The 24,407-nt window shown below is 60.4% G+C and carries 22 protein-coding genes; 8 read left to right on the top strand and 14 right to left on the bottom strand.

Annotated features, from left to right (window positions below; all coding sequences use genetic code 11):
* Window positions 1–1,270 (bottom strand): IS1634 family transposase (locus HNR62_RS11170; RefSeq protein ID WP_204796167.1); only part of this gene is annotated, 1,270 nt, incomplete at its 3' end.
* Between the two features lie 69 nt (window positions 1,271–1,339).
* Complete coding sequence (locus tag HNR62_RS11165) at window positions 1,340–1,771, bottom strand: aminoacyl-tRNA deacylase (RefSeq protein ID WP_204796166.1); 432 nt, start codon at window positions 1,769–1,771, stop codon at window positions 1,340–1,342.
* A 420-nt stretch (window positions 1,772–2,191) separates the two neighbouring features.
* Between HNR62_RS11165 and HNR62_RS11160 the strand changes: the two genes are divergently transcribed.
* Complete coding sequence (locus tag HNR62_RS11160) at window positions 2,192–3,271, top strand: type I restriction endonuclease (RefSeq protein WP_204796165.1); 1,080 nt, start codon at window positions 2,192–2,194, stop codon at window positions 3,269–3,271.
* Between the two features lie 418 nt (window positions 3,272–3,689).
* Here the strand turns inward: HNR62_RS11160 and gorA are convergent, their stop codons facing one another.
* Window positions 3,690–5,042, bottom strand: coding sequence for a glutathione-disulfide reductase (gorA, locus tag HNR62_RS11155; RefSeq protein WP_204796164.1), 1,353 nt, complete (start codon window positions 5,040–5,042; stop codon window positions 3,690–3,692).
* Between the two features lie 219 nt (window positions 5,043–5,261).
* On the opposite strand from gorA, the gene prlC reads away from it, so the two are divergent.
* The 3 genes from prlC (at window position 5,262) to HNR62_RS11140 (ending at window position 9,156) form a co-directional block, all read left to right on the top strand.
* Window positions 5,262–7,304 (top strand): oligopeptidase A, encoded by a 2,043-nt coding sequence (gene prlC / locus HNR62_RS11150; RefSeq protein ID WP_204796163.1) that lies wholly within the window; start codon window positions 5,262–5,264, stop codon window positions 7,302–7,304.
* 148 nt (window positions 7,305–7,452) lie between these two features.
* Window positions 7,453–8,211, top strand: a complete 759-nt coding sequence (locus HNR62_RS11145; protein ID WP_420827158.1) for a class I SAM-dependent methyltransferase — start codon at window positions 7,453–7,455, stop codon at window positions 8,209–8,211.
* A 69-nt stretch (window positions 8,212–8,280) separates the two neighbouring features.
* The gene (locus HNR62_RS11140; RefSeq protein WP_204796162.1) at window positions 8,281–9,156 is read left to right on the top strand and encodes an MBL fold metallo-hydrolase; all 876 of its coding nucleotides are present in this window, start codon (window positions 8,281–8,283) and stop codon (window positions 9,154–9,156) included.
* Window positions 9,157–9,178: 22 nt separating this feature from the next.
* On the opposite strand, the gene HNR62_RS11135 is transcribed toward HNR62_RS11140, so the two are convergent.
* From HNR62_RS11135 to HNR62_RS11120, 4 genes are all read right to left on the bottom strand, one after another.
* Window positions 9,179–11,086, bottom strand: a complete 1,908-nt coding sequence (locus HNR62_RS11135) for a methyl-accepting chemotaxis protein (protein ID WP_204796161.1) — start codon at window positions 11,084–11,086, stop codon at window positions 9,179–9,181.
* A gap of 63 nt (window positions 11,087–11,149) precedes the next feature.
* Window positions 11,150–12,148, bottom strand: a complete 999-nt coding sequence (locus HNR62_RS11130; RefSeq protein WP_204796160.1) for a CobW family GTP-binding protein — start codon at window positions 12,146–12,148, stop codon at window positions 11,150–11,152.
* Window positions 12,149–12,298: 150 nt separating this feature from the next.
* On the bottom strand, window positions 12,299–13,273 hold the full coding sequence (gene acuI, locus HNR62_RS11125) for an acrylyl-CoA reductase (NADPH) (protein ID WP_204796159.1): 975 nt from the start codon (window positions 13,271–13,273) through the stop codon (window positions 12,299–12,301).
* Window positions 13,274–13,373: 100 nt separating this feature from the next.
* Window positions 13,374–14,240: a carboxylate/amino acid/amine transporter gene (locus tag HNR62_RS11120; RefSeq protein ID WP_204796158.1), complete on the bottom strand. Its 867-nt coding sequence runs from the start codon at window positions 14,238–14,240 to the stop codon at window positions 13,374–13,376.
* Between the two features lie 464 nt (window positions 14,241–14,704).
* Between HNR62_RS11120 and HNR62_RS11115 the strand changes: the two genes are divergently transcribed.
* Complete coding sequence (locus tag HNR62_RS11115; protein WP_204796157.1) at window positions 14,705–15,628, top strand: LysR family transcriptional regulator; 924 nt, start codon at window positions 14,705–14,707, stop codon at window positions 15,626–15,628.
* A 3-nt stretch (window positions 15,629–15,631) separates the two neighbouring features.
* Here HNR62_RS11115 and HNR62_RS11110 read toward each other — a convergent pair whose 3' ends face one another.
* Window positions 15,632–16,072, bottom strand: coding sequence for a universal stress protein (locus HNR62_RS11110; RefSeq protein WP_204796156.1), 441 nt, complete (start codon window positions 16,070–16,072; stop codon window positions 15,632–15,634).
* Window positions 16,073–16,312: 240 nt separating this feature from the next.
* Window positions 16,313–17,653, bottom strand: a complete 1,341-nt coding sequence (locus HNR62_RS11105; RefSeq protein WP_239552753.1) for a methyltransferase — start codon at window positions 17,651–17,653, stop codon at window positions 16,313–16,315.
* On the opposite strand from HNR62_RS11105, the gene HNR62_RS11100 reads away from it, so the two are divergent.
* Window positions 17,652–18,824, top strand: a complete 1,173-nt coding sequence (locus tag HNR62_RS11100) for a BaiN/RdsA family NAD(P)/FAD-dependent oxidoreductase (protein ID WP_204796155.1) — start codon at window positions 17,652–17,654, stop codon at window positions 18,822–18,824. The two genes, HNR62_RS11105 and HNR62_RS11100, sit on opposite strands and share 2 nt — an antisense overlap.
* On the opposite strand, the gene HNR62_RS11095 is transcribed toward HNR62_RS11100, so the two are convergent.
* Window positions 18,821–19,696, bottom strand: a complete 876-nt coding sequence (locus tag HNR62_RS11095; RefSeq protein WP_204796154.1) for an aldo/keto reductase — start codon at window positions 19,694–19,696, stop codon at window positions 18,821–18,823. The genes HNR62_RS11100 and HNR62_RS11095 overlap by 4 nt on opposite strands.
* Before the next feature lie 229 nt (window positions 19,697–19,925).
* Here HNR62_RS11095 and HNR62_RS11090 point away from each other — a divergent pair, with 229 nt between their 5' ends.
* On the top strand, window positions 19,926–20,249 hold the full coding sequence (locus HNR62_RS11090; RefSeq protein WP_204796153.1) for a hypothetical protein: 324 nt from the start codon (window positions 19,926–19,928) through the stop codon (window positions 20,247–20,249).
* Between the two features lie 92 nt (window positions 20,250–20,341).
* Here the strand turns inward: HNR62_RS11090 and murQ are convergent, their stop codons facing one another.
* The 3 genes from murQ to HNR62_RS11075 are packed head-to-tail and all read right to left on the bottom strand — an operon-like array spanning window position 20,342 to window position 22,564.
* Window positions 20,342–21,262, bottom strand: a complete 921-nt coding sequence (gene murQ, locus HNR62_RS11085) for an N-acetylmuramic acid 6-phosphate etherase (protein WP_275588101.1) — start codon at window positions 21,260–21,262, stop codon at window positions 20,342–20,344.
* A 28-nt stretch (window positions 21,263–21,290) separates the two neighbouring features.
* Window positions 21,291–22,382, bottom strand: a complete 1,092-nt coding sequence (locus tag HNR62_RS11080) for an anhydro-N-acetylmuramic acid kinase (protein ID WP_204796152.1) — start codon at window positions 22,380–22,382, stop codon at window positions 21,291–21,293.
* Between the two features lie 2 nt (window positions 22,383–22,384).
* On the bottom strand, window positions 22,385–22,564 hold the full coding sequence (locus HNR62_RS11075) for a hypothetical protein (protein WP_204796151.1): 180 nt from the start codon (window positions 22,562–22,564) through the stop codon (window positions 22,385–22,387).
* A 159-nt stretch (window positions 22,565–22,723) separates the two neighbouring features.
* Here HNR62_RS11075 and HNR62_RS11070 point away from each other — a divergent pair, with 159 nt between their 5' ends.
* A complete protein-coding gene (locus HNR62_RS11070) occupies window positions 22,724–23,170 on the top strand; it encodes an EVE domain-containing protein (RefSeq protein ID WP_204796150.1) in 447 nt (148 codons plus the stop codon).
* A gap of 88 nt (window positions 23,171–23,258) precedes the next feature.
* Here HNR62_RS11070 and HNR62_RS11065 read toward each other — a convergent pair whose 3' ends face one another.
* Window positions 23,259–24,299: an alpha/beta fold hydrolase gene (locus tag HNR62_RS11065; protein ID WP_204796149.1), complete on the bottom strand. Its 1,041-nt coding sequence runs from the start codon at window positions 24,297–24,299 to the stop codon at window positions 23,259–23,261.
* Window positions 24,300–24,407 lie beyond the last annotated feature (108 nt).

Raw genomic sequence — 24,407 nt, 5'->3', positions numbered from 1 at the left:
GCTCTACCGATTGTTGGGATTTGTAGGTCGCGAGCAGTCCGGCCATATCCAGATGGTCGCTCAGATCGTTGGTCGCCAGAATAAATATTCCCGCCTGTTCCTTGGCCGTGGCCACTTTATCCAGGCAGGTCACCGCCTGACCGGTTAACAGGTAGTCGATTCTTTCCGGGAGCTGACCTTTTTTGGGCCGGCCTTTCCCGCTATAAATCGGTTGTACCAAGGTGTCTCCCTGCTCTATCCGCAACACGCCGAGTCCACGGCTGAACTCGGCCAAGGCCTGCTCTGCATCTTGCTGACAGGCAAAGCGTTTTTTACATAATTTCTGGAATTGCTTGAGCTCACGCGTGCCGGTTTTAAGCAGATTCCTGGTGACCGTCTGTTGTTCGCGTTTGGTGGCCTGTTCACTGCGCACCAGTAACCAGCGTTGCGGCACACCGGCATAATCGGCTTCGATCCAGTAGCCATGGTAGCCATCCCCCAATGCCTCCAGTCGCTCCGTTTGCAGGTTAGAGACGGCGTGCTTGGCATCCTTTAGCGTCATCGGCACGCGAGTAACGAATAGCTGATCCTGCTGATGCAGGGCTGAAAGCGAATCGGCCGTATAGAGCGCGGCATCACCGACGAAATAACGACTTTGCTGGGCGGCTTTCAGGGACTTCACATGCTGGCGGGTCACCTCGGCAAAGGCTTTCTGGTCATTGGTATTGCCGCTCAGCGCCTGCATGTAGACCGGCAGTCCAGCCTGATTCTCGCAGATCAGCTCCAGGATAACCTGGTTCAGCTCTGGCCGATGATCTCGGCTGTAGCCTTTAACCAATTTGATGCAAGCAGGGTTGTCTTCGTCACGCTCATAGGCACCATCCACATGGAAACTGGTGATATCGAGGTGAACGGCGGTGCTGTTCAGCCCCAGTCGAGCAACGACCTGCTCGGCCATGTCCTGGTAAAGCGCGGACACATCGGCCTCGAACAACGCATCGAGGCAACGCCCCAAGGCATCATCATTGAGGTGTTCGGGCAGAATACCGGGGCGTAGCAGGCGTTCGGTCGGCTTATCGGCAAAAAACTGGGGAAACATGTGCAGAGTGCGACTGTGAAATCCCAGACCATTGATGATCATGGCCACCAAGGCCTCACCGTGAGACAGCTGATAGTCTCCTTGCTTCGGCACAATGGCATCGACCATCTGAGCCAGCCCCAGTTCACGGCACATACCTGCCACCAAGCCCAGATGATCGAGGTTTTTAATGCGATAAGAAGGAGTTGCCATGATGCTGCCGCCAAAAAGTAGTAATAGATCAAACTGGCGGATCGGTGTCAAGTACCGGAAATCAGAAAATCAGGTGCGGAATGACGGTTTCATCGACAGGCTGAACAGCTCACGGTAACTGCCGGCACTGAAGACGATTTCTGCCTGGCGTGCGAGCTCGGTGTCGATATACACCGGCATGTCATACAGGTTGCCAAAGGGGGGCAGGGCGCCGACCTGGCAGTCGGGAAACTGCTCGCGAAAGTCGTTTTCATGCAGAAAGGTCACTTCCTTTACTGACAGGGACCGGGCCAGGCTGTCGGGATGGATCGTCTTGGGGGCGGGCACCACTATCATGGCCATCCGATCATCCAGATTCATGATGACCACCTTGGCCATCACCCTGCCCGGTACATGGGCGACTTCGGCCACATCCTGCGCGGTAAACGCCGGCGAGTGGGTAATGACCCGATATTTGACCCCCTGTTGATCCAGGTATTGCTGCAATCGTTGGGCCGGCATGACAAGTCCTCCTCGACAGATACGGAACATCGGTTGACGATTGAAGTATAGGTCATGGGCAGCGCTGGCGGCCGGGCGTATGTATAGAGGCAGCAGGGTTGCTAACGCCGACGCGCTTAACCCGCATCCATGCGGCGCTCGGCAAATGCCGTCCCTGGCATTTGACGGTCGGCTCCAGCAATCCCTGCTGCCTCTCTTATCGGTGCGGTGTTGCCTGTGGAAAGCGCGAATAAAAAGGGCAAGGGGCAAAAAGCAAGACCTGACCCCTTAGAGCACACGCGCACCTCAGTATTGTTAAATAGTAAAAAATTCTTTTAGGGAACAATGCCCATTTTCAGCTCCAAATGGTTTTTATTGTTGCTTTAGTCAGCGGTAAGTGCTGTATTTCTAGGATAAATAATAAGGGTAGGGAGAAAGAGAGTGGATTTTATCGAACGGTTACAGGGCTTATCCAAGAAAGTAGCACAAGTCTCAGGAAGTTTATCGACTGAGGAGGCCACAAAAAACGCACTCGTTATGCCATTTCTTCACTCCGTTCTGGGATACGATATTTTCGATCCGAGTGAGGTGATCCCGGAATTTACGGCTGATGTCGGGACGAAGAAGGGAGAGAAGGTGGATTATGCCCTTATGAAAGATGGTGTAATTCAGATCCTGATTGAGTGTAAGAAATATGGTGAACCCTTGTCCACCAAACACGCTAACCAGCTTTTCCGCTATTTCTCAGTGACCAATGCTCGTATTGCCATTCTGACCAATGGTGCTCAGTATCAGTTTTATACTGACATCGATGCTCCGAACAAGATGGATTCTAAGCCGTTTTTGACGCTGGACTTGGAAGATCTGGATGAACACGTCTTTCCCGAGATCAAGAAACTGACCAAAAGCTCATTTGACGTAGACTCTGTGGTGGATGCGGCGGGTGAGCTGAAGTACCTGAATCAGATTAAGGCTGTGCTCTATGAGCAGTTCCAAAATCCTGACGAAGATTTTGTGAGATTCTTCACCTCAAAGGTGTATGACGGGGTTCAAACGGCTAAAGTTAAGAGCCAGTTCATGGAGATCACTTCCAAGGCGCTAAAACAGTACCTTAATGACAGCGTGAATGCTCGGTTAAAGTCAGCCATGGGCAACAATGATGTGAAAAGTATGCCAGTGCCAGCAAGTGTTACTGTTGAAGCTGTCGAGGAAGCTTCTGGTGAAACACCAAAAGTGGTGACAACCGAAGAAGAAATTGAAGGATTTAACATAATTAAAGCAATCCTTCGTCAAAAAGTAGATGCTCAACGCATTGCGGCGCGGGACACACAAAGTTATTTTGGTGTATTGCTGGACGATAATAATCGCAAACCACTTTGCCGTCTTCACTTCAATACAAAGAAAAAGTACCTTGGCATATTGGATGCCGACAAGAAAGAGACTCGTCACCCGATTGAAACTTTAGATGATATCTTTAACTTTTCTGAAGAGTTAAAGAATACAATCTCCTTGTATGAATAAAAATAAAGCATACCTATTTGGGGTCAGGTCTTGCTGCTTGCCTTTTGCAGAAAAACACTTGAGCCGGGAGGCAGGGAAAAAAGAAAGACCTGCCCCCTGTGATGCCATATCAAAGTAAACTCATATGAAGCTTTAGCATTATAGGCAGCTCGGGTTGAAAATTAGAATAGCGAGTTGCCCGCAGACGAGACCAACAGGCGGCGCCGGATCATCAAGGAGGACAAAGGGATTCGCTCCGCCGACCCTCCGCGCCAGGGAGGGCGCGGCGGAGCCCCCACGGATGGGTTTACGGCGAGTAGGCGGAGCGGGCCCTTTGTTCGACCTTTGCAGTGAAGCGAAATAGCACATCGGTTTAATGGTTTGAGACAAACAAAAATGCCGAGCAATCGCTCGGCATTTTATTCAATAAATCAAATACTTACCGCATGGTAACAAACTCTTCGGCGCCGGTCGGGTGGATGGCCACACAGGCGTCGAAGTCGGCCTTGGTGGCGCCCATTTTCACCGCGACGGCAAAGCCCTGCAGGATCTCATCCATGCCGAAGCCGATGCCGTGAATGCCCACCACCTTCTCGTTGTCGCCCACACACACCAGCTTCATCTTGCAGGGCTGGCGATGGCTGGTCACGGCGGTGTACATGGCGGTAAAGGACGAGGTGTATACCTTCACCTGATCGTCGCCATGCTTCTCGCGCGCTTCGGGCTCGGTCAGCCCCAGGGTGCCGATGGGCGGATGGCTGAATACCACGGTGGGGATCAGGTCATAGTCCATTTTGGCGTCGGGCTTGTTGTTGAACAACCGCTCCGACAACTGGCGACCGGCCTTCACCGCCACCGGGGTCAGCTCTACATAACCGATGTTGTCACCCACGGCATATACGCCGTTGGCGGTGGTGTTCTGGTATTCGTCCACCTTGATGTAGCCGTGCTGATCGACCGAGACACCGGCGGCGTCCAGGTTCAGGCCCCGGGTCAGCGGGCGACGGCCGATGGCCCAGATCAGGCAGTCCACGGTGAGTTGCTCGCCGTTGTCCAGATGCAGGGTCAGGCTGCCGTCGGTGTTTTTCTCTACGCTCTTGGGCACGGAATGGGTGTGCAGCTGCGGGCCTTCGGTGGCCATCACCTCCACCAGGGTGTCGGTGAGCAGCGGATCGAAGTTACGCAGCGGGGCGTGTTTACGCACCAGCAGATGGGTATCCGAGCCCAGGGCGTTCAGCACCCCGGCCAGCTCTACCGCTATGTAGCCGGCACCCACTACCGCCACCCGCCTGGGCTGTTCGTTCAGCTCGAAGAAGCCGTTGGAGTCGATGCCGTGCTCGGCACCGGGAATGTGCGGCACTATGGGCTCGCCACCGGTGGCGATCAGAATATGATCGGCGGTGACCTCCTCGCCGTTCACCTCCAGGGTGTGGGCGTCCTTGAAGCGGCCGAAGCCCTTGATCACGGTGATCTTGTTGTTGCCCAGCACCCGGTCGTAAGACTGATGAATACGGCCGATATAGGCCTGACGGCTTTCGACCAGTCTGGCCCAGTCGTGACCCTTGAGTTCAACATCGAAGCCGTAATCGGCGGCATAAAGCTTGACCGCATCGGCAATCTGGGCGCCGTGCCACATCACTTTCTTGGGTACGCAGCCTACGTTGACGCAGGTGCCGCCCAGGTCTTTGGCTTCAATCAAGGCTACTTTTTTACCGTGCATGGCGGCGCGGTTGGCGGAGGCGATGCCGCCGCTGCCGCCGCCGATGGCGATATAGTCGAAATGCTGTGCCATATGTCTGCTCCCTGGATGAGTGGGGTCGAATAATGCTGTCGGACGATTGTACACCAAGTTTTACCGCAGGAGGCGGTCACTTAATCGTCGGTTCGATGGGGATTAGGGCGCTGAATGCATGAAAAGCTTGAACATTGTCGCCACTATCACCATGTTAGGGGTATTCCCTCGATTGCCGGTGGGCAAGTCGACGGCCAAAACGATTAAGAGGTACAGGACATGACGAATCCGCTATTGACCATGGACGGCCTGCCGCCATTCAGCCAGATCAAACCGGAACAGGTAAAGCCGGCGGTAGAGCACGCCATTGCCGACTGCAAGAAGCGGGTCGACACCGTGCTGGCCAGCGACGAAGACTTCACCTGGGACAACCTGGTGGCGCCGCTGGAAGAAGTGAACGACCGCCTCGGGCGCATCTGGTCACCGGTCAGCCACCTCAACAGCGTACTGAACAGCGACGAGCTGCGTCAGGCCTATGAGTCCTGTTTGCCGCTGCTGTCCGAATATCACACCTGGATGGGCCAGCACGAAGGTCTGTTCGAGGCTTATCAGAGCCTGGCAGATCGGGACAGCTTCAAGAAGCTGAGCCTGGCCCAGCAAAAGGAAGTCAATAATACCCTGCGTGATTTTCGTCTGTCCGGCATCGCGCTGGAAGCGTCGCAAAAACAACGCTTCGGCGCCATCAAGTCCCGGCTGTCGGATCTGGCGTCCAGCTTCTCCAACCGGGTGCTGGATGCCACCCAGGCCTGGACCCGGCAGATTACCGACCAGAAACAGCTGGCCGGCCTGCCCGAGTCGGCGCTGGCGGCGGCCAGGGCCCAGGCCGAGGCGCGCAAGCTGGACGGCTGGCTCTTCACCCTGGACATTCCCTCTTATCTGCCGGTGATGATGTATGCCGACGATGCCGCCCTGCGTGAAGAGCTGTATCGGGCCTACTGCACCCGGGCCTCGGATCAGGGCCCCCATGCCGGCGAGTTCGACAACACCGCCACCATAGAGGAAACCCTGGCGCTGAAGCAGGAGCTGGCCAGCCTGCTGGGTTATGAAAACTATGCCCAGCTGTCGCTGACCACCAAGATGGCCGAGAGCGAACAGCAGGTGCTGGACTTCCTCGACCAGCTGGCCGAGCGCTCTTATCCCCAGGGCCAGGCCGAGCTGGCCGAGCTGGCCGAGTTTGCCCGCGAACACCATGGCGTAGAGCAGCTCAACGCCTGGGACGTCACCTATTACGGCGAGAAGCTCAAGCAGCACAAGTACACCATTTCCGACGAAGAGCTGCGGCCCTACTTCCCCGAGCACAAGGTCATACACGGCCTGTTCGAGACCGTGAAGCGCCTGTTCGGCGTCAAGGTCACCGAGCGTTTCGGGGTGGAAGTGTGGCATCCGGACGTGCGCTTCTTCGATATTGTCGGTGAAGACGGCGAACTGCGCGGCAGCTTCTATCTGGACCTGTACGCCCGGGCCAACAAGCGCGGCGGCGCCTGGATGGACGACTGCATCGGCCGTCGCTATCGGGAAGACGGCAGCCTGCAAAAGCCGGTGGCCTACCTGACCTGCAACTTCAACGGCCCGGTGGGCGATACCCCGGCGCTCTTTACCCACAACGAAGTCGAGACCCTGTTCCACGAGTTTGGCCACGGTATTCACCACATGCTGACCAAGGTAGACGTGGCCGGGGTGGCCGGCATCAACGGCGTGCCCTGGGATGCGGTAGAGCTGCCCAGCCAGTTCCTGGAAAACTGGTGCTGGCAGCCCGAGGCGCTGGCCTTTATTTCCGGCCACCACGAAACCGGCGAACCACTGCCGGCAGACTTGCTGGAGCGAATGCTGGCGGCACGCAACTTCCACTCGGCGCTGATGATGCTGCGTCAGCTGGAATTCGCCCTGTTCGACTTCCGTCTGCACATGGCGACCGACGGCAGCCAGCCGGGTCGGGTGCAGCACATCCTGAACCAGGTGCGCAAGACCGTTTCGGTACTGCCGCCACCGGCGTTCAATCGCTTTCAGCACAGCTTTGCCCACATCTTTGCCGGCGGCTATGCGGCGGGTTACTACAGTTACAAATGGGCCGAGGTGCTGTCGAGCGATGCCTTCTCCCGTTTCGAGGAAGAAGGGGTCTTCTCGGCCAAGACCGGGCGCGACTTCCTGCATGCCATTCTGGAGCAGGGCGGGTCCAGGGAGCCGATGGAGCTGTTCAAGCAGTTCCGGGGTCGGGAGCCGAAAATCGACGCCCTGCTGCGGCACTCGGGCATTACCGCCTGAGGCGCGGCGTCATTTGTTCAATTCGGACTGGCCGGTCATAATAACCGGGCCCTTGATGTGCCGAACATGCCCGTAACCGGTTTGATGCGACTCGACGGCTGGCCCTGTGCCAGCCGTTTTTAATGGTAATTCTCGATGGTAATTCTCGATGAGTGATAATCTGATCCCCCTGCGTGTCGAGCTGGAAGATGCCGAGCTGCAGCAGGAAGCCGAACGGCTGAAAATGGCCATGCAGGGAGTGGCTGCCGCCGCCCCCTTCGCCCTGGTGCTGACCGAGGGGCGGCTGGAGCTGCGTAAACTGGACGAGCCCAAACTGGGCGCCATTTATGTGGACCTGGCGGAAGGGGCTGTGGCGCACCGGCGCAAGTTTGGTGGTGGCCGTGGCCAGAGCATAGCCCGGGCCGTGGGGCTCAAGCATGGCCATACGCCGAGCGTGGTGGACGGCACCGCCGGCCTGGGACGAGATGCCTTCGTGCTGGCGTCTCTGGGTTGCGAGGTGACCCTGTGCGAGCGCCATCCGGTGGTGCATGCGCTGCTGGCAGACGGCCTGCGCCGGGCGGCGCAGGACCCGGATATCGGTCACTGGGTCGGCGAACGGCTGACCCTGCTGCCCTTTGGTCAGACCCTGGCCGACATAAAACAGCAGCCGGATGTGGTGTATCTGGACCCCATGTTCCCCCACAAGAAGAAGGCGGCATTGGTCAAGAAAGAAATGCGGGTGTTTCATTCGCTGGTGGGGCCGGATGACGACGCCGATGCCCTGCTGCCATTGGCGCTGCAACTGGCCCGGGCGCGGGTAGTGGTGAAGCGGCCCGGCTATGCGGGCTTTCTCAACGGGGTGACACCCTCCGCCCGGATAGAGACCAAGAACAACCGCTTCGACCTCTATATCAAGCAGGCGCTGTAAATCGGGGCCGTGCGCATTCCTTTGGTTGGATTATGCTGATTTTATGATCTGTTACCAAAGGAGGATGGCATGACGAAATACAAGGCACCTCTGGTCAAGGCGTTTCTGGAGCCGGACAGCGAAACCTTCAGTTACCTGGTCTATGACCACCCGGGTGGGCAGGCGGTGGTCATCGATCCTGTGCTGGACTTCGACTATGCCGCCGGTCGCACCCGCACCGCGTCGGCGCAGCAGTTGCTGGACTTTGTAGGTAAGCAGCGGCTCACCGTGCCCTGGATTCTCGAAACCCATGCCCATGCGGATCATCTGTCGGCGGCCCCTTTTATGCGGCAGCGGCTGGGCGGAAAGGTGGCCATCGGCAAGCAGATTACCGAGGTGCAGGCTATCTTCCGGGATGTATTCGAGCTGGAGCCGGGCTTTTTGCCCGATGGCGGTCAGTTCGACCACCTGTTTGCCGACGGCGACCGTTTCACCGTGGGCGAGCTGCAGATCCGGGTGATGCACACCCCTGGCCATACCCCGGCGGATCTGACCTACGTCATCAATGAGCAGGCGGCCTTTGTGGGCGATACCCTCTTCATGCCCGATCTGGGCACGGCCCGTTGCGATTTTCCCGGTGGCAGCGCGAGCCGGCTGTATCACTCTATTCAACGACTGCTGGCGTTGCCGGAGGCCACCGATCTTTATGTCTGTCACGACTATCCCAAGCCCGGCCGGGAGCACCGCCATCGCACCTCGGTGGCCGAGCAGCGCCAACACAACATTCATGTGCACGACGGCATCGACGAGGCGGGCTTTGTCCGGATGCGGCAAGCGCGGGACGCCACCCTGGGCATGCCCCGGCTGATCCTGCCGGCCATTCAAATCAACATTCGCGCCGGGCAGCTGCCACCGGCAGACGAGCAGGGCAGGGTGTTCCTGAAAATCCCCATCAATCAGCTGTAATATCAGCTGTAAGGGTTCAGGCTTATTGCAGCATCTCGGTAATGGTGCCGGCCTGGCCTCGGATACGTTGCACCACCTGGCCGGCCCGTTCCGACACCTGGGTTGATTGCAGCTTGAGGTCATCCATCAATGCCATGAAGCGACTCAGCTCGGCGGCCTGACTGTCGGCATGGCCGGCGCCCTGTTCGGCCATCGAGGTGGTGGCCTGCGAGGTGGTCCTGACCTGTTCGGTCACTTCCATCAGGGTGTGTGCCTGACCGTGCTGGGCCTCGGCGGCCCCCATCATCTTGCTGATGGTCTGGTTGAGTTCGTTGCTGGCCAGTCGCAGCCGTTCCATGATGTTGCCGATTTCGGTCAGCGAGCCCTGGGTATTGCCGGACAGTTTGCGTACCTCATCGGCCACCACCGCGAACCCGCGGCCGTGCTCTCCCGCTCGCGCCGCCTCGATGGCAGCATTCAATGCCAGCAGGTTGGTCTGTTCGGCGATCTGCTGAATGACCCCGATAATGGCGGAGGCGTCGTTGACCGAATCGGTCAGGCTGCCCAGTGCCTGCTGGCCGGTCAGGGCCGCCTGCTGACTTTGTTCGGCGGTGTGTACCAGTTGCTCCACTTTTTCCCGGCTGACGTCCATGGCCTGCAGATTGTCGCGGGCGGTGAGGGCGATATCGTCGGTGGCCTGGCGCATCTGCTGGGCCAGGTGGTTGAGCTCGTTGACCATGTCGATGCTGCCGTTCATGGTGTTGTCGGTGGTTTGGGTGTGCTGCTGAATATCCAGCACTTCTTCCACCATCTGCTCCAGCGCCGCCGAGACATGGCCCAGTTGTTCGGCCCGGCTCTGTTGCTGGCGCTGCAGCTGGTCGATCAGGCCGTTGAAGCTGGTGGCAATCTGGCCCAGCTCGCTGTTGGGGTGGGTGACGGCCAGGGTGGCGAGCTGGCCGTTCTGCAGCAGCTGACCAAAGGCATTGCGTAACTGGTGCAGCCGTTTGACGACCAGCTGACGCTGAAACAGGTAGCTGAGCAGGGCAAACAGCAGTAAGGCGGCACACAAACCAATCAGCAGCAGCGCCAACTGCTTGTAGCCGGCCTGTCGCGCGCTTTCCTGTTGATCCACCAGTTGGTCCAGCTGCTGCTCTATGGTGATCAGCCCGGCGGTGAGGGCGGCCGACGCCTGGCTGCGCAGCGCCAGGTTGCCGCCGGTATTGGCGAGCTCCTTGGGATAGCGACCCAGCAGGCTCAATACGTCTCGTTTGGGGCCTTCACCTGCTTCTATCGGTTTGGGCTGGCGCAGGGCGAATTCGTCGACTTCCTGTTGCTGATAAACGCCCAGCAGCGGCAGGGCCTGCAGTTCGGCGGCCAGTTTGTTCAGTTCGGCGAGCTGAAAATCGAGCGAGGCTTTGAGCTGCGGGCTGTTACTGTCGATGTAGCCCTGACGCAAATGAATCAGCCGGGGAAGTGCGGCCAGCATCTCGGCGACAAGGGTACGATAGCGGTCTGCGAGAGGCCGGTCGATATCGGCGTAGCGGGCCAGTGCCCTGAGCTGATCGGCCAGTTCCTGCTCGGCATGTTGCAGCAGCTGCTGGCTGTTGCCGGACAGCTTGCCCGCTTCGCGAAAGTCGTGGTTCAGCTGCTGCTCCAGCCGCGCCACCGCCTGTTGGGCCGGCTCGGCGCCCGGGTAGGCGGACAGGGCGGTATTCAGGGCTTGCAGTTGTTGCCCGGCATCGGTCATCAGGCTGGTGTCGCCCTGAGCGAGATAGGCCGAAATGGTGCGATACAGGCTGATGTTGGCGTCCCGCCGCAGCTGTTCCAGCTCGGCTCGGGTCTGTTCGCCCTGCTGCAGGCGCTGATCCCCCAGATAAAAGGCACCGGCCAGTGCCAGCGCCAGCGCGATCAGCAATAATGACGACAACAACGAAAACAGCGACACCTTCATCAACCCGACCCCAATATATCCTTATACTCGTGGCTGGCAGATTAAGTCAGTTTCGTGACCCTTTTATGACGACGGCAGCGAGCTTACCGTCCGCATCAGTTGTTCATGCAGTGAATTCGCCAGCAGCGGCTGGGGATCGATCAGCTCCAGTCTGCCTTCCTTCTGGGGGGCGATGCGGTAGACGCTGAGCTGGTCATCCACCTTGTTGAAGGCGCGCCAGCCGTCTGCTACCCGCAGTACCGCCTTGAGCCGGGCCACCTTCAGCTCGCGACAGAAGCGTTCTATCGCCGGCAAGTCGAAACACACCTCGTCGAGAAAACGCCAGCCAATCGAATAATGGTCCTGGCCGTGGTTGCTGTAACGGCGCCAGGGCCGGCTGCGGCTGAGCCGGGGGCCCGAGTCGGCAATCAGCGGGCGGGCGGCATTGCCGGCATGGGCCTGGGGGCTTTTGGCCTTGCGTCCGACGTGATGTGGCTGCTGCAGCCACTCCGGGTCCAGTTGCCCCCGAGTCACTGCCACCAGTTGCTGGGCAGGTTGAATCTGCTCGATGCCGAGGCGCAGGGCTTCAAGTTGCTCCGGCTCGCAGAGGTCGGTCTTGTTGGCCACTATGATGTCGGCCAGCGCCAGCTGATCCCGATAGGTCTCGTGCTCCTGATAGCGTTTATCTGTCCATTGGCGCGGGTCCACTACGCAGAAGGCGGCGCCGAGCTGCAGTACCTCCCGGTAATGCTTGGCGGTCAGGGTATCCATGATTCGGCTGGGGTGGCCCAGACCGCTGGGTTCGATGAAGAGCCGGTCCGGTCTGGCCTTGTGCAGCAGGGCGTTGAGCCCTATCTGAAAGGGCAGGCCGGATACGCAACACAGGCAGCCGCCGGGTACTTCCTTGATCATGGCGCCCTGATCGGTGAGCAGGGCGCCGTCGATGCCGACCTCGCCGAATTCGTTGACCAGAATGGCCCAGCGTTCCTGCTCCGGCTTGTTGGCCAGCAAATGGCGCAGCAGGGTGGTCTTGCCGGTGCCGAGAAACCCCATGACGAGGTGGGTGGTAACGGGGGGGCTCATAGCTTCGTCCGCAGGGAATGATGTTGTTATCTTATAACATGTAATGGGAAGGAAAAAGACGGCGTATTAACGGGGGATGTATTGGTTGAAATATGGGCAAAGAGCCGGTACCGCCGACTCGCATGGCGAGTCGGCGGTATTTTTTTCGGTTTAAGGCTGAATCACCACCCGGCCCCTGAGTTTGCCGGCCAGCAGGTCATGGGCGGCCTCTATGCTTTGCTCCAGGGTGAATTCCCGGGCCTCATCTTCAAAGTTCAACGGCAGGCTGGTCTGCAGACGCTGCCAGGCCTCGATGCGTTTTTCCCTGGGCATATACACGGAGTTGATGCCGATCAGCTGCACGCCGCGCAGGATAAAGGGCATGACGGTGGTGTTGAGGGCCACGCCTCCGGCCAGGCCGCAGGCGGCAACGGCACCGTCCATCTTGGTCTGGCTGAGGATTTTGGCCAGGGTACGGCCGCCGACCGAGTCGATGGCGCCGGCCCAATGCTGGGATTCGAGCGCTGCCGGCTCTTTATCCAGGTCGGCGCGGTCCACAATGTCGCTGGCGCCGAGTTCGCGCAGCCAGTCGGCATGCTGGGGGCGACCGGTGGCCGCATGCACCTCGAAGCCGGCCTTGACCAACAGACGCACCGCCACCGACCCTACGCCACCGGTGGCGCCGGTGACCAGAATGGGACCCTGTTCCGGCTTGATGCCGGCATGTTCCAGCGCCATCAGGCCGAGCATGGCGGTAAAGCCGGCGGTGCCGATGGCCATGGCACGCCTGGCGCTCATGCCGGTAGGCATCGGGATCAACCAGTCACCTTTGGCACAGGCTTTTTCCGCCAGACCCCCCCAGTGTTGCTCGCCCACCCCCCAGCCGGTGAGAATGACTTCATCGCCGATGCGGTGGTCCGGGTGATCCGAGGCCAGCACGGTACCGGCGTAGTCGATGCCGGGCACCATGGGCCACTGGCGCACTATCTTGCCCTTGCCGGTAATGGCCAGGGCATCCTTGTAGTTGAGGGTTGAATAGTCCACCTTGACCAGCACGTCACCGGTGGTGAGCTGACTTTCGTTGAGTCGCTTCAGGCTGGCGTGAGTATCCTTACCTGATTCTTCTAGTAGCAGAGCTTTGAACATCTCTTTTCTCCTGGCACGGTTTCCTGAAACCCAGTGTAGGGAGACTGGGGCGGAAAGCCATGCCGGAAAGGCAGCAAATATCGATTCTGTGAGCCCGGCGTCATCCGGCCCGGACGGTGGCGCCGGGTTTGACCCAGGCTTCGTTGAGCCAGAGCGAGGCCATTAGTATGAGTCCGCCGAGGCCCAGCCGCAGCAGGTCGGCATCCCGGTTCCAGATCAGCAGGTTGACCAGCAGACCGGCAGGCACCAGGGCGTTGTTCATGATGGCCAGGGCGCCGGCATTGACCAGGGTGGCGCCCTTGTTCCACAGAAAATATCCCAGGCCGGAGGCACCCAGGCCCAGCCACAGCAGTATGCCCCACTGCAGCCGGGTGGTCGGATAGGTGTCACCGCCGAGCAGCAGCCAGGCAGGCACCACCACCGCCAGCGCGCCCAGATAGAAATAACCGAACAGCCGATGCTGGGGAGGATGGGCGGGATAGCGTTCCATCAGTACCTTGTAGCCGACCTGGCCCAGGGCGAAGCAGAGGTTGGCACCCTGTACCACCGCAAAGCCAAGCAGATAACGGTCGGTGATACCGTCGAAGCGGATCACCAGGGCGCCCACCACCGCCAGGGCGGCGGTCAGCAGGTAGCCGGGGGTGAAGCGGCGGTGCAGCAGGTCGTAGATCAGGGTAACGTAGACAGGAGTGAGCACGGTAAAGATCAGCACTTCCGGCACCGTCAGCAGCAGAAACGACTGGTAGTAGAACAGATACATGAGCCCCAGCTGCAGGGCGCCGCAGGCCATCAGCCCCAGGGCCAGTCGGGGTGGCTGACGCCACGACATCAGTGGCATGAACAGCAGGGTTGCCAGCATAATGCGGCTGAGCACGGAGAAGTAGCTATCGACGGTGCCGGCCAGATAGACGCCGATCAGGCTGAAAGAGAAGGCCCACAACAGGGTAACGGATACCAGATAAGACATGGTGAAAACTTCGACATTGGTCAAGACGGGGCGTCATGATGGCGTAAAGCGCGGGTGTAATCCAGAACCCGGTCCATAAAAAAAGCCGGCGCAATGCACCGGCCCGGGACCAATATCAGGTTTGTCATAAAGGAGAGAATGACGTCCCTAAACAAGGTGGTTTAACACCACACGCAGAACTGTTGGGCACTTGCCCGCAATAGGTTGTCAGCGTGGTTACCCACGTTGCCGGGTCTTGAATATTCCGTTTGTACCGCTGCTGCCGAATTACCTCGAATAATCCGGCAGCGACGATAGACAGGCAGTACCCCCCATGATGCCACCATGCCCAGAACCTTGTTTGACCCGGCTGTCGGATGAAATACTTCACCACGCCGACGATAAACTTGTTTGTGGGCGCTATTCTATGGTCAGATCAGCTATGTCAAAAATGAATTATCATCATAAACCCATGGTGAATATCGATGGATAATCCCTATCAACGCCTGGATCTGAACCTGCTGCGGGTATTCGATGTATTGATGCAAAGCCGCAGCGTCACCCGGGCTGCCGAGCAGCTTAACCTGTCCCAGTCTACGGTCAGCCATGCCCTGGCCCGGTTGCGCCAAACGCTGGACGACCCACTGTTTGTGATGACCCGCAAGGAAATGCGGCCCACCCACAGGGCCCAGGCGCTTGCGGCGCCGGTACGGCAGGCACTGCTGTTGCTGGAGCAGGGGGTGCGGCAGTCGGCGGGGTTTGATCCTGCCTCGTCGCACCGTACCTTTCGGCTGGCGGTGCCGTCTTCCATCGAGCATGGGGTGGTGCCTCAGCTGGTGGAACTGCTGCATCAAAGGGCGCCGGGCTGTCGCCTGGTCATTACCGAGCTGGCGCATTCCGACTATGAAGACAGCCTGTCTTGCGGCGGCCTGGATCTGGTCGTGGCCTTCGCCGACGGTGACCATCTCTCGCCCCGCCTGCTGGTTGCTCCCTGGTTCGACAACCCCATGAGGTGTCTGTCGGCCGAGGGCAGCAGACTGCCGGACCGGCTCTCTGCCGAGCAGTTGGTTGGCTGGAGCCATGTCTCCACCTCGACCTGGGGCCACAATCAGACCCTGATCGAAAGCTGGCTGAAGAAAAAGGGACTGGAGCGGCACATTGCGCTCTGGGTGCCGAGCTTCGAGGCCTTGCCCAAGCTGCTGGCTACCGGCCGTTATCTGGCCATGGTGCCGGAGCTGATTGCGCGGGATTTCTGCCATTATTATCCGTTGCAGCAACATCGGCTGAGCGAGTCACTGCACAGTACCTATGTATTGGCGCAGCATCCGCTGACCGAGTTTGATCCGGCGTTGATCTGGTTGCGTGAGGTGCTGGAGGAAGTGGGCAACCGGCTGCGCCAGTCGCCCTGAACATCAGTTTTTGGGCAGGGGCACCACCAGCATGTCGCAGGGCACCGTATTCATCAACTGGCGTGCGGAGGAAGTGAGCAGGCTCCAGAAGCTTTGCTCGTGGCCACAGACTAGCAGGTCGACCTGGTGCTGATCGACCGCTTCATTCACTTTCAGCGCCAGGTCGCCGCAGATCACCAGCTTTTTCTCTATCGGGTAGTCGATATCGGCCAGATATTCTTCCAGTCTCTGCTTGGCGTCGGCCACCACCTGATCCTGGATATTGTCGATATCGATGTCGATCATCTCGGTATAGAGATCCTTGAGATCCACGTCCACATGAATGACGGACAGTCTGGCTTTGTTGGCCTTGGCCCTGTCCACCGCCTTGGCGATGACCTTGCGGTTTTTCTCGGTCATGTCGACAGCCGCCAGTATGTGTTGATACTGATAGGGTTCTGTCATGGCACATCTCCTTTTTTTGTAAATCTATCAATCCATTAGCAGATAAACCGTGAGCTGGGTGGAAATTTAATGCCCCTCGCAGCATAGGCCAGATGCCGGTCGGGAGACAAGCAGAACCGTCTCTGATGTGCGTACTATCGTTATCGGCTTTGCAGCAGGGTCTTGAGCGGGCGGATTTCTTCACGCAGCGAGCACAGCTCCTGCTGCCGCGTGGACACTGGCCTGGCCACGGAGGTGCGGTCAGCTCCGGCTGGCCTGCAGCAGGTAGCGGCGGGGGGTATTGCTCTCGGCGGTAAAGGTACCGAGCGTGACCCGATAGCCCTTTTCCTCGAGATACAGGGCCCGATCCAGCAGCAGCCAGAGTTCCAGCAGATAGCGGTAACGGTGGCGGACCAGCTCGATGCGTTTTACCAGCAGGCGACGTGCCTCGGCCCGTTGCAGCCAGCGTGTGCTGTCGATGTCGTCCGGTACCGGCAGCGCTTTCTGCTCGCAGGCCCAGCGCGCAAAGCCGGCAAAATCACCGCTCAGTAGCCGCTTGGGAAAAGAAGGTAACGGCAGATAGCGGCGGCTGCCGGTCAGCTGCTGCTGCAATTCATCGAACGCCAGCCGCCAGCTCAGTTCTATGTGGCGCAGGCGGCGCACCCGTTCGCCGCCGGTCACCTGTTGTTGCAGCGGCAGCCGCAGACTCTGACGGTCCAGTTGCAGATCCTGCTGCCTGCCGGCGGTCGACAGCGGCCGATAACGCTCGCCGTCAATCAGGTGATAACAGCAGGGTGACAGCGCCAGCCGGCGGGTGCCGGCGGCGGCGGCATGACGCAGAAAACGCAGGTGCAGCTCGCCGCAGGCGTGCAGGGCCAGCGCCTGCTGTTCGGGTCGGAACAGGCGGGCGGCGTCGGCACTCAGGGCATCGGCACAGACAAAGTGATGATCGAGCGTTAGCTGTTCGGCAAGCTGCTCGCCCTGCCGGCACAGATCGGCATTCCATTCCAGGCTGGTGACCGAAGACGCTGCCTGCTGGGCCAGCAGGCGGCCGAGATGGCCCTTGCCGGCACACCATTCAAGAATGGGGTGTTCTGCGGTGATATTGGCGGCAAAATCCTTGATTTGTGCCCATTTTCGACCGGGAATACCGTTGCTCCAGCGGGGCGTGGCGTAGTCGGCGGCCCGCTCGAGCTCGGGTAACCGATAGTGGTGGGCGGCGACGGTGTCGGGCCGCAGTGGTGCAAAAAACGCCAGGGCGGCGACATCGTCTTCGTCCAGGGCATCGAGTTGGGCTTCATCCAGCGCCATCAGCGCCGGGGTCAGCTCGGGCCAGGGCAGTTCGCGGCAGGCGAAGGGAGTGTGCTGCCAGTCACCGCGGGTGCGGTGCAGCAGGGTGCTGAGTTGTCGGAATGGTTCGGCGAGGTCGCTCATGGCCCGGATTATAACCCTGTCTCCGGTGTCGGCATAGCTGGGTCTCCGGTGTCGGCATAGCCGGGTCTCCAGTGTCGGCATAGCCGGGTCGACCGTGTCGGCATAGCCGAGCGGCGGCGTGGCCGCTAGAATAGCGCCTTTGATGTTATCGAGAGTGTGGAGTGCCATGAAAGCCTGGGATGTGATTGTGATCGGCGCCGGTGCCGCCGGCCTGATGTGTGCCGCCGAAGCGGGCAAACGTGGCCGCCGGGTGCTGCTGCTGGATCACGGCAAGCGCATCGGTCGCAAAATCCTGATGTCGGGCGGCGGACGCTGCAACTTCACCAACTACTTCGTGGAGCCGGCGGCCTATTTGTGTGGTAACCCGCATTTCGTCAAGTCGGCCCTGGCCCGCTACACCCAGTGGGACTTCATCGCCCTGGTGGAAAAGCACGGCATTGCCTATCACGAAAAGACCCTGGGCCAGCTGTTCTGCGACGACTCGGCGCAGGAAATCGTCGACATGCTGGTCAAGGAGTGCGAAGACGCCGGCGTGACCATTCGCCTGCGCACCGAGATCCTCAACGTCGAGCGACTGGGTGACGGCTTCATGGTGGCGACGGCGAACGACGAACTCAGCTGCCAGTCGCTGGTGGTGGCCAGCGGCGGCCTGTCTATGCCAAAAATTGGTGCCTCGCCCTTCGGTTACAAGCTGGCGGAGCAGTTCGGACTCAAAGTGCTGCCCACCCGCGCCGGTCTGGTGCCCTTTACCCTGCAACCGGAAGACAAGGCCACCCTGGAGCCGCTGGCCGGTGTTTCCCTGCCGGTGGTGGCCGAGAGTGAAGACGGCACCCGTTTCGCCGAAAGCCTGCTGTTTACCCACAGGGGGGTGTCCGGCCCCTCCGTGCTGCAGATTTCGTCCTACTGGCAGGCCGGCGAACAGGTTCACTTCGAGCTGTTGCCCGCCGGTGGCTTGGCCCAAGGGGTGGCCGACAGTCCCAACCAGGAGCTGAAAACCTGGCTGAGCCGCCACCTGCCCAAACGGCTGGTGGAAACCCTGCTGGAGCGAGAGCAGATCGGCAACAAGCCGCTGAAGCAGTATGTGCCGAAAGAGCTGGCGGCCATAGAGCGGTTGTTGTCTGCCTGGCCGCTGAAACCCGGTGGCACCGAGGGCTACCGCACTGCCGAGGTGACCCTGGGCGGGGTGGATACCAGGGAGCTGTCGTCCAAGACCATGATGGCCAACAAGGTACCCAATCTCTATTTTATCGGCGAGGTGGTGGATGTCACCGGCTGGCTGGGAGGATACAACTTCCAGTGGGCCTGGAGTGGCGGCTGGTGCGCCGGCCAGGTGGTTTAAACGATATCCAGCGGTGTCTTGTGGCCCGGAGCTGGGAAGGCGGCATTTAGCCGGGCCAGCGCCTCGTCGGGTAGGTGGATGTTCAGGGCCTCGGCGTTCTGGCGTACGTGCTCCGGCTGGACCGCCTTGGGGATGGCAATCACATCGCGTTGGCCGCCGACCGGGCGTATGGCCCAGGCCAGCAGTAGCTGGGGCACGGTTACCTTGAGTTCGGCGGCGAGGGCCTGCAGTTCGGGATGCGCGAACAGTGCCCGGCGCAGGCGGCCACCCTGAGCCAGCGGGCAGTAGGCCATCACCGGTATCTGCTGCTGTCGTTGCCAGGGGCGCAGCGAGTGCTCTATGCCCCGTGACCCCAGGTGATAGAGCACCTGGTTGACGGCGCCTTCGTCGCCACTCAAGTCATGCCATTGCTGTAGTTCGTCGATATCGAAGTTGGACACCCCGAAGCGTTTTATCTTGCCGTCGGCCTGCAACCGCTCGAAGGCGGCCAGGGTTTCTTCCAATGGTATGCTGCCGGGCCAGTGCAGCAGATACATATCCAGATAGTCGGTGCCCAGTCGCCGCAGGCTGTCTTCGCAGGCCTGGATGGCGCTGCGTTTGCCCGCATTCCACGGATACACCTTGGACACCAGAAACGCCTGCTCCCGGCGGCCTTTTAACGCCTCGCCCACGACCTCTTCGGCACCGCCATCGGCGTACATCTCGGCGGTGTCGACAAGCGTCAGGCCGAGATCCAGACCCTGCTGCAGGGCGCGTACTTCGTCGCGGCGGGGAGCCAGGCCTTCCCCCAGGTACCAGGAGCCCTGACCGATGGCGGCCAGGGTCACGGCGGCCTGGGTGGCAGTGGCCTTGAGGGTAAGGGTGGCGTCCATGATGATCTCTCGATAATGACGTGTGGAAGGGGTTTTTGCATTATGGTGAACCAGCCGGCGGGGCTTTGCAACGCGCTGGTACTTGCTTTTGAACTCGGCTTGCGCTTGACTCGGTCTTGGTAGGCAAGCGCGAAGATCAAGACGGTGTCGCAGGGGGCGTCGGTTAACCGTTACCCCGGGCTCGAGTCGGACTGTCGCTATGGGCGGTGGTATCAGGAGGAAGGAGCGTATGAGCACATTACACAGCGAAGGGGCGGCCGAGGTGGTACTGGTCAGACGGCACCTGAAGCTCGATCATCTTAACCAGTTGCAGATAGAGCTGCTGGCCGAGGTGTTTGACGCCGAGCCCGGTGTGGCCAAGGTAGTGGTGCGCAAGCAGTGGCTGGACATCGATTACGATGCCGCCGCCCTGACCCTGGATAGGGTCATCGCCATACTGGAAGCCCATGGTGGCGAGCTATCCCAGGACTGGTGGACGGCGTTCAAGGCAGGCTGGTATCGACGCCGGGAAGAAAAGCTGCGCTCCCGACTGGCCGAAGACCAGGAGTCGTAAGAGGCTGGGTTACCCGGCCCCCCAAGCCTCCCCTTGCGTTGCTCTCGGTGGTGATTCTGCCGAGGCGGTGTTAACGGGGAGGGGGTTCCCCCTCACCCCTCACCCGGTACCGCTTTTCCCAATATCCCCCGATGTTGTTCCAGCCGGGTGCGGGCCTCGGCCTTGTCGAGCCCCGAGAGCAGCATCAGTATGGCCAGCTTGACCTCGTTGTCCGCCTGCTGCAGCGCCAGGGCCGCCGTCTCTTCGTCCACCTCGGCGGCCTGCATCACGATGCGCTGGGCCCGGGCCTGCAGCTTCAGGTTGCTGGCATTCAAGTCCACCATCAGGTTCTGATAGATCTTGCCCAGGCGGATCATGCTGGCGGTGGTCAGCATGTTGAGTACCAGCTTCTGAGCCGTGCCCGATTTCAGCCGGGTCGAGCCGGTGATCACCTCGGGGCCCACTTCGGGTTCGATGGCGATGTCTGCCGCCAGGCCGATGGCGGAGCCCGCATTGCAGGCCAGCGCCACCGTGGTAGCGCCCAGTTGCCGGGCATAATGCAGACCGCCCAGTACATAGGGCGTGCGACCGCTGGCGGCGATGCCCACCACCACATCATTCGCGTTCAGTTCGAGCTGTTGCAGATCCCGGGCGCCCAGCTGTTCGTTGTCTTCTGCCCCCTCCTGCGCGCGGAACATGGCCTGAGGGCCACCGGCGATCAGCCCCACCACCATGCCCTCGGGCACGCTGAAGGTGGGTGGGCACTCGGAGGCATCCAGCACGCCCAGGCGGCCGCTGGTACCGGCTCCCATATAAATCAGTCGGCCACCACGGCGAAAGGCCGCCACTATGATCTCCACGGCGGCGGCGATGGCGGGCAACACGCGTTCCACCGCTGCCGGTACCTGTTTATCCTGGGTATTGATGGTGGTGAGTATCTCCAGCGTCGATTGCCGGTCGATGTGCAGGGTCTCGGGATTGCGGCCCTCGGAGGCGAGTCTGGCCAGGCTCTTGAGCAGGTCTTTGTTATCCATGGCGGTGCTCCATATCGGGAAAAAGGTGTTAGCCGGGCAGATGAATGGCGCCCAGAATGGCGGGGCGGCGGGCACCGGTCACGTCCGGCAGGTTGCCTGCCAGGCCGTGCATCGTCTGGTGGGCCAGCCAGGCAAAGGCCATGGCTTCCATGGCGTCCATGTCCACGCCGGCGCTGTTGCTGGTGTCGACCCGCCAGTCGGGCAGCAGGGCCGCCAGCCGTTGCATCAGCAGCGGATTATGGCCGCCGCCGCCACAGACCAGCAGTTCACCCGCCGGCCATTTGTCGGCTTCGTTGGCGATGACGGTAACGGTCAATTCGGCCAGCGTCGCCTGTACATCGGCCGGCGCCATACCCTCCGGCAGGCGGGCATCCAGCCAGTGTTCGCTGAACAGCTCCCGGCCTGTGCTCTTGGGGGCAGGCAGGGCCAGCCAGGGCTCGGCCAGCAGGGTTTGCAACAGCGGGATATCGACCCGGCCCTGCAGGCCAAAGGCGGCGTCCTTGTCGTAAGGCAGGCCGAGGTGGCGGCGAGTCCAGATATCCATCAGCATGTTGCCGGGGCCGACATCAAAGCCGAGCACCGGCTGGTCCGGCGCCAGTACCGTGATGTTGGCGATGCCGCCGATATTGACCAGAATACGAACCTGGTCCACGCCGCCCAGCACCCGCTGATGAAAGGCAGGCACCAGAGGGGCACCCTGGCCACCCAGCGCCATGTCTTTGCGGCGAAAGTCGTTGATGGCGATGATGCCGGTGTCGACCGCCAGCCGGTTGCCGTCCCCCAGTTGCAGCGAAAACGGCAGGGGGGCCTTGGGTTGATGCCAGACGGTCTGACCATGGCAGCCGATGGCCCGGATTTGCCCGGCGCTGTGGCCCGACTCGCGCAGCAATTGCAGGGTGACGGCGGCATAGGCCTGGCCCAGCTCGGCGTCCAGCTCGCCCCATTGCCGGGCCGTGACGGCACCGCCACCGGCCAGGCTCAGCAGCCGCAGGCGCAAATCCGGTTCGAAGGGGCTGGCGGTGCGGGCCAGCAACTGAACCCGTTCGCCATCGGTTGCTATCAGCACGGCATCGATGCCGTCCAGACTGGTGCCGGACATGATGCCGATGTACTTTTCCATGCTCACCAGTCGCTCGGCAGGGTTTGCAGCGGGCTGACCGGCACGCTGATCACTTCATTCTCGAAAGGCTGCGGTTCGGGTTCGACTTCCTCCACCGGCACCGGAGCCGGCGGCGGCACCTCGGGGATGCCGCCACAGGCGGTCAGCAACAGTGCCAGAGCAAGCCACCAGGGTTTGGTCATCGCGTATTTCTCCGTGCAAAGTGACTGTGTATCAAAGTGACTATGTATCAAAGTGACTATCTATAAAGTGGCTATGTATCATGTGCGGTCAAACAAGGTTGCCACAGCCGGTCATCGGCTGCCAGCCTGGCGCCACAAAATAAATAACGAGGAAGCACCATGGCCTACTGGCTGTTCAAAACCGAACCCGATACCTTTTCCATCGATGAGCTGGCCCGGGCCAACACCCTGTGGGAAGGGGTGCGCAACTATCAGGCCCGTAACTTTCTGCGTGACGAGGTGCAGGTGGGAGATGAGGTTTTTATTTATCATTCCAGCTGCAAACAGGTCGGCATCGCCGGTATCGGCAAGGTGGAGCGCGCCGGCTTTCCCGACCCGTTCGCCTTCGATCCGACCAGCCCCTACTTCGATGACAAGTCCAACCCGGAACAACCTCGCTGGTATGCGGTAGAACTGAGCTATGAGCGCCATCTGCCCTTGTTGCCACTGGCCGCGCTCAAGGCCAATCCGGCGTTAAGCGGGCTGCCGCTGGTGCAGAAGGGCAGCCGGCTGTCGGTGATGCCTGTGAGCGAGGCCGAGTGGCGGGCCATACTGGCAATGGCGTAAGCGGCAATGGAGTAAGCAGCGATAGAGTAAGCGGCGATAGAGTAAGCGGCAATGGTATGAGTGGCTGTGCTCTAATCGGTAAATGGCGTCAGGGGTGCTGTTCGAAGAACGATAATGCGGCTTCCAGCGCCTGTAGACGCTGACGATCCCGTTCGATAAACAGTTCGTGGGATGCCTGCTTGATGACCTTGGGCGCCCCGCCGTGGCAATGGGCCAGAGCCTGGCAGAAGCGGTTCTGGGCTCGGTTGTCCACCACCACATCGTTACCGGCCTGCAACACCAGCAAGGGGGTGGTAATGCGGCTGGCGCCGGCAATGGCGTTGTCGCCGGCCCGCAGTGACTGTTGCAGCCAGTGCAGGCTGGCGCCGCCCAGCTGTAGCTCGGGCTTTTGCCGGTACAGATCGCGAAACAGCCGATAACGCACCTCGCTGTGGGTCAGCTCGTTGTCCTTGAAGGGGGCTTCCACATAGCCGCCGCCCTGACCGGGGGCGTAACAGGCCTCGTGGCCCAGCCAGTGGCAACCGCTATCGAGTGCGCCGAGCAGGCTGTCGACCAGCCAGCGCGGCAGGGGCCCGAGGTAAATGCCCATCATGGGCGACGACAGCACCGCCGCCTGCAGCCGGACCCGGGTTTCGCTCAGCCACAGCGCCGAGATGGTGCCGCCCATGGAGTGGGACAGCAGATAAAGGCTGTCCACCGGCTCCAGCAACACCACCTGTTGCACAAATTGCTCCAGATCCTGCACGTAATGGTCGAAGTCTGCCACATGGCCCATCAGCGGATCCGGCAACAGTCGGGGCGCCATGCCCTGACCGCGGTGATCGTAGAGGTAGACGTTATAACCGTTGTTGAACAGATCCCGGGCCAGCTCCTGATACTTGAGATAGCTCTCGGTACGTCCGTTCACCAGTATGATGGCTTTTTGATGCTCGGGACGGTTCAGGCTGGCGTAGGGTAATTCCAGACCGTCGTCGGCGACGAAGTGGCCCTGTTCTGCCTGCCGTTGCCAGAAGGCCTCCAGCCCGGACTGACCCAGCTCACTGAGTTCGGCTTCGGTGGTCAGACGGGGGGAGGCGATGGCGGTATTCATAAGCAGGAAAATCCCGAGCAGGAACAGGCGAGCGAGCATGGAGGGCTCCGGGCGGTTCGGCTGGTGGACAATATGGATGGCAGTGTAGCGTGAAAGGGGGGGGATTACACAATGGCAGGGGTGAGGGGTGAGGGGTGAGGGGTGAGG

Origin of the sequence: Oceanisphaera litoralis, assembly GCF_016907015.1 — a bacterium.
Taxonomy (GTDB): domain Bacteria; phylum Pseudomonadota; class Gammaproteobacteria; order Enterobacterales; family Aeromonadaceae; genus Oceanimonas; species Oceanimonas litoralis.
The sequence above is the reverse complement of the archived record's forward strand: the minus strand, read 5'-3'. Positions and strand labels throughout refer to the sequence as shown.

Coding starts and splice junctions, on each gene's coding strand:
- HNR62_RS11120 (WP_204796158.1), bottom strand. CDS start 14,240: ATGTCTTATCTGGTATCCGTTACCCTGTTGTGGGCCTTCTCTTTCAGC.
- HNR62_RS11145 (WP_420827158.1), top strand. CDS start 7,453: ATGAGTGATAATCTGATCCCCCTGCGTGTCGAGCTGGAAGATGCCGAG.
- HNR62_RS11065 (WP_204796149.1), bottom strand. CDS start 24,299: ATGCTCGCTCGCCTGTTCCTGCTCGGGATTTTCCTGCTTATGAATACC.
- HNR62_RS11100 (WP_204796155.1), top strand. CDS start 17,652: ATGAAAGCCTGGGATGTGATTGTGATCGGCGCCGGTGCCGCCGGCCTG.
- HNR62_RS11130 (WP_204796160.1), bottom strand. CDS start 12,148: ATGAGCCCCCCCGTTACCACCCACCTCGTCATGGGGTTTCTCGGCACC.
- murQ (WP_275588101.1), bottom strand. CDS start 21,262: ATGGATAACAAAGACCTGCTCAAGAGCCTGGCCAGACTCGCCTCCGAG.
- HNR62_RS11165 (WP_204796166.1), bottom strand. CDS start 1,771: ATGCCGGCCCAACGATTGCAGCAATACCTGGATCAACAGGGGGTCAAA.
- HNR62_RS11095 (WP_204796154.1), bottom strand. CDS start 19,696: ATGGACGCCACCCTTACCCTCAAGGCCACTGCCACCCAGGCCGCCGTG.
- HNR62_RS11090 (WP_204796153.1), top strand. CDS start 19,926: ATGAGCACATTACACAGCGAAGGGGCGGCCGAGGTGGTACTGGTCAGA.
- HNR62_RS11110 (WP_204796156.1), bottom strand. CDS start 16,072: ATGACAGAACCCTATCAGTATCAACACATACTGGCGGCTGTCGACATG.
- HNR62_RS11105 (WP_239552753.1), bottom strand. CDS start 17,653: ATGGCACTCCACACTCTCGATAACATCAAAGGCGCTATTCTAGCGGCC.
- HNR62_RS11115 (WP_204796157.1), top strand. CDS start 14,705: ATGGATAATCCCTATCAACGCCTGGATCTGAACCTGCTGCGGGTATTC.
- HNR62_RS11075 (WP_204796151.1), bottom strand. CDS start 22,564: ATGACCAAACCCTGGTGGCTTGCTCTGGCACTGTTGCTGACCGCCTGT.
- acuI (WP_204796159.1), bottom strand. CDS start 13,273: ATGTTCAAAGCTCTGCTACTAGAAGAATCAGGTAAGGATACTCACGCC.
- prlC (WP_204796163.1), top strand. CDS start 5,262: ATGACGAATCCGCTATTGACCATGGACGGCCTGCCGCCATTCAGCCAG.
- HNR62_RS11070 (WP_204796150.1), top strand. CDS start 22,724: ATGGCCTACTGGCTGTTCAAAACCGAACCCGATACCTTTTCCATCGAT.
- gorA (WP_204796164.1), bottom strand. CDS start 5,042: ATGGCACAGCATTTCGACTATATCGCCATCGGCGGCGGCAGCGGCGGC.
- HNR62_RS11135 (WP_204796161.1), bottom strand. CDS start 11,086: ATGAAGGTGTCGCTGTTTTCGTTGTTGTCGTCATTATTGCTGATCGCG.
- HNR62_RS11140 (WP_204796162.1), top strand. CDS start 8,281: ATGACGAAATACAAGGCACCTCTGGTCAAGGCGTTTCTGGAGCCGGAC.
- HNR62_RS11080 (WP_204796152.1), bottom strand. CDS start 22,382: ATGGAAAAGTACATCGGCATCATGTCCGGCACCAGTCTGGACGGCATC.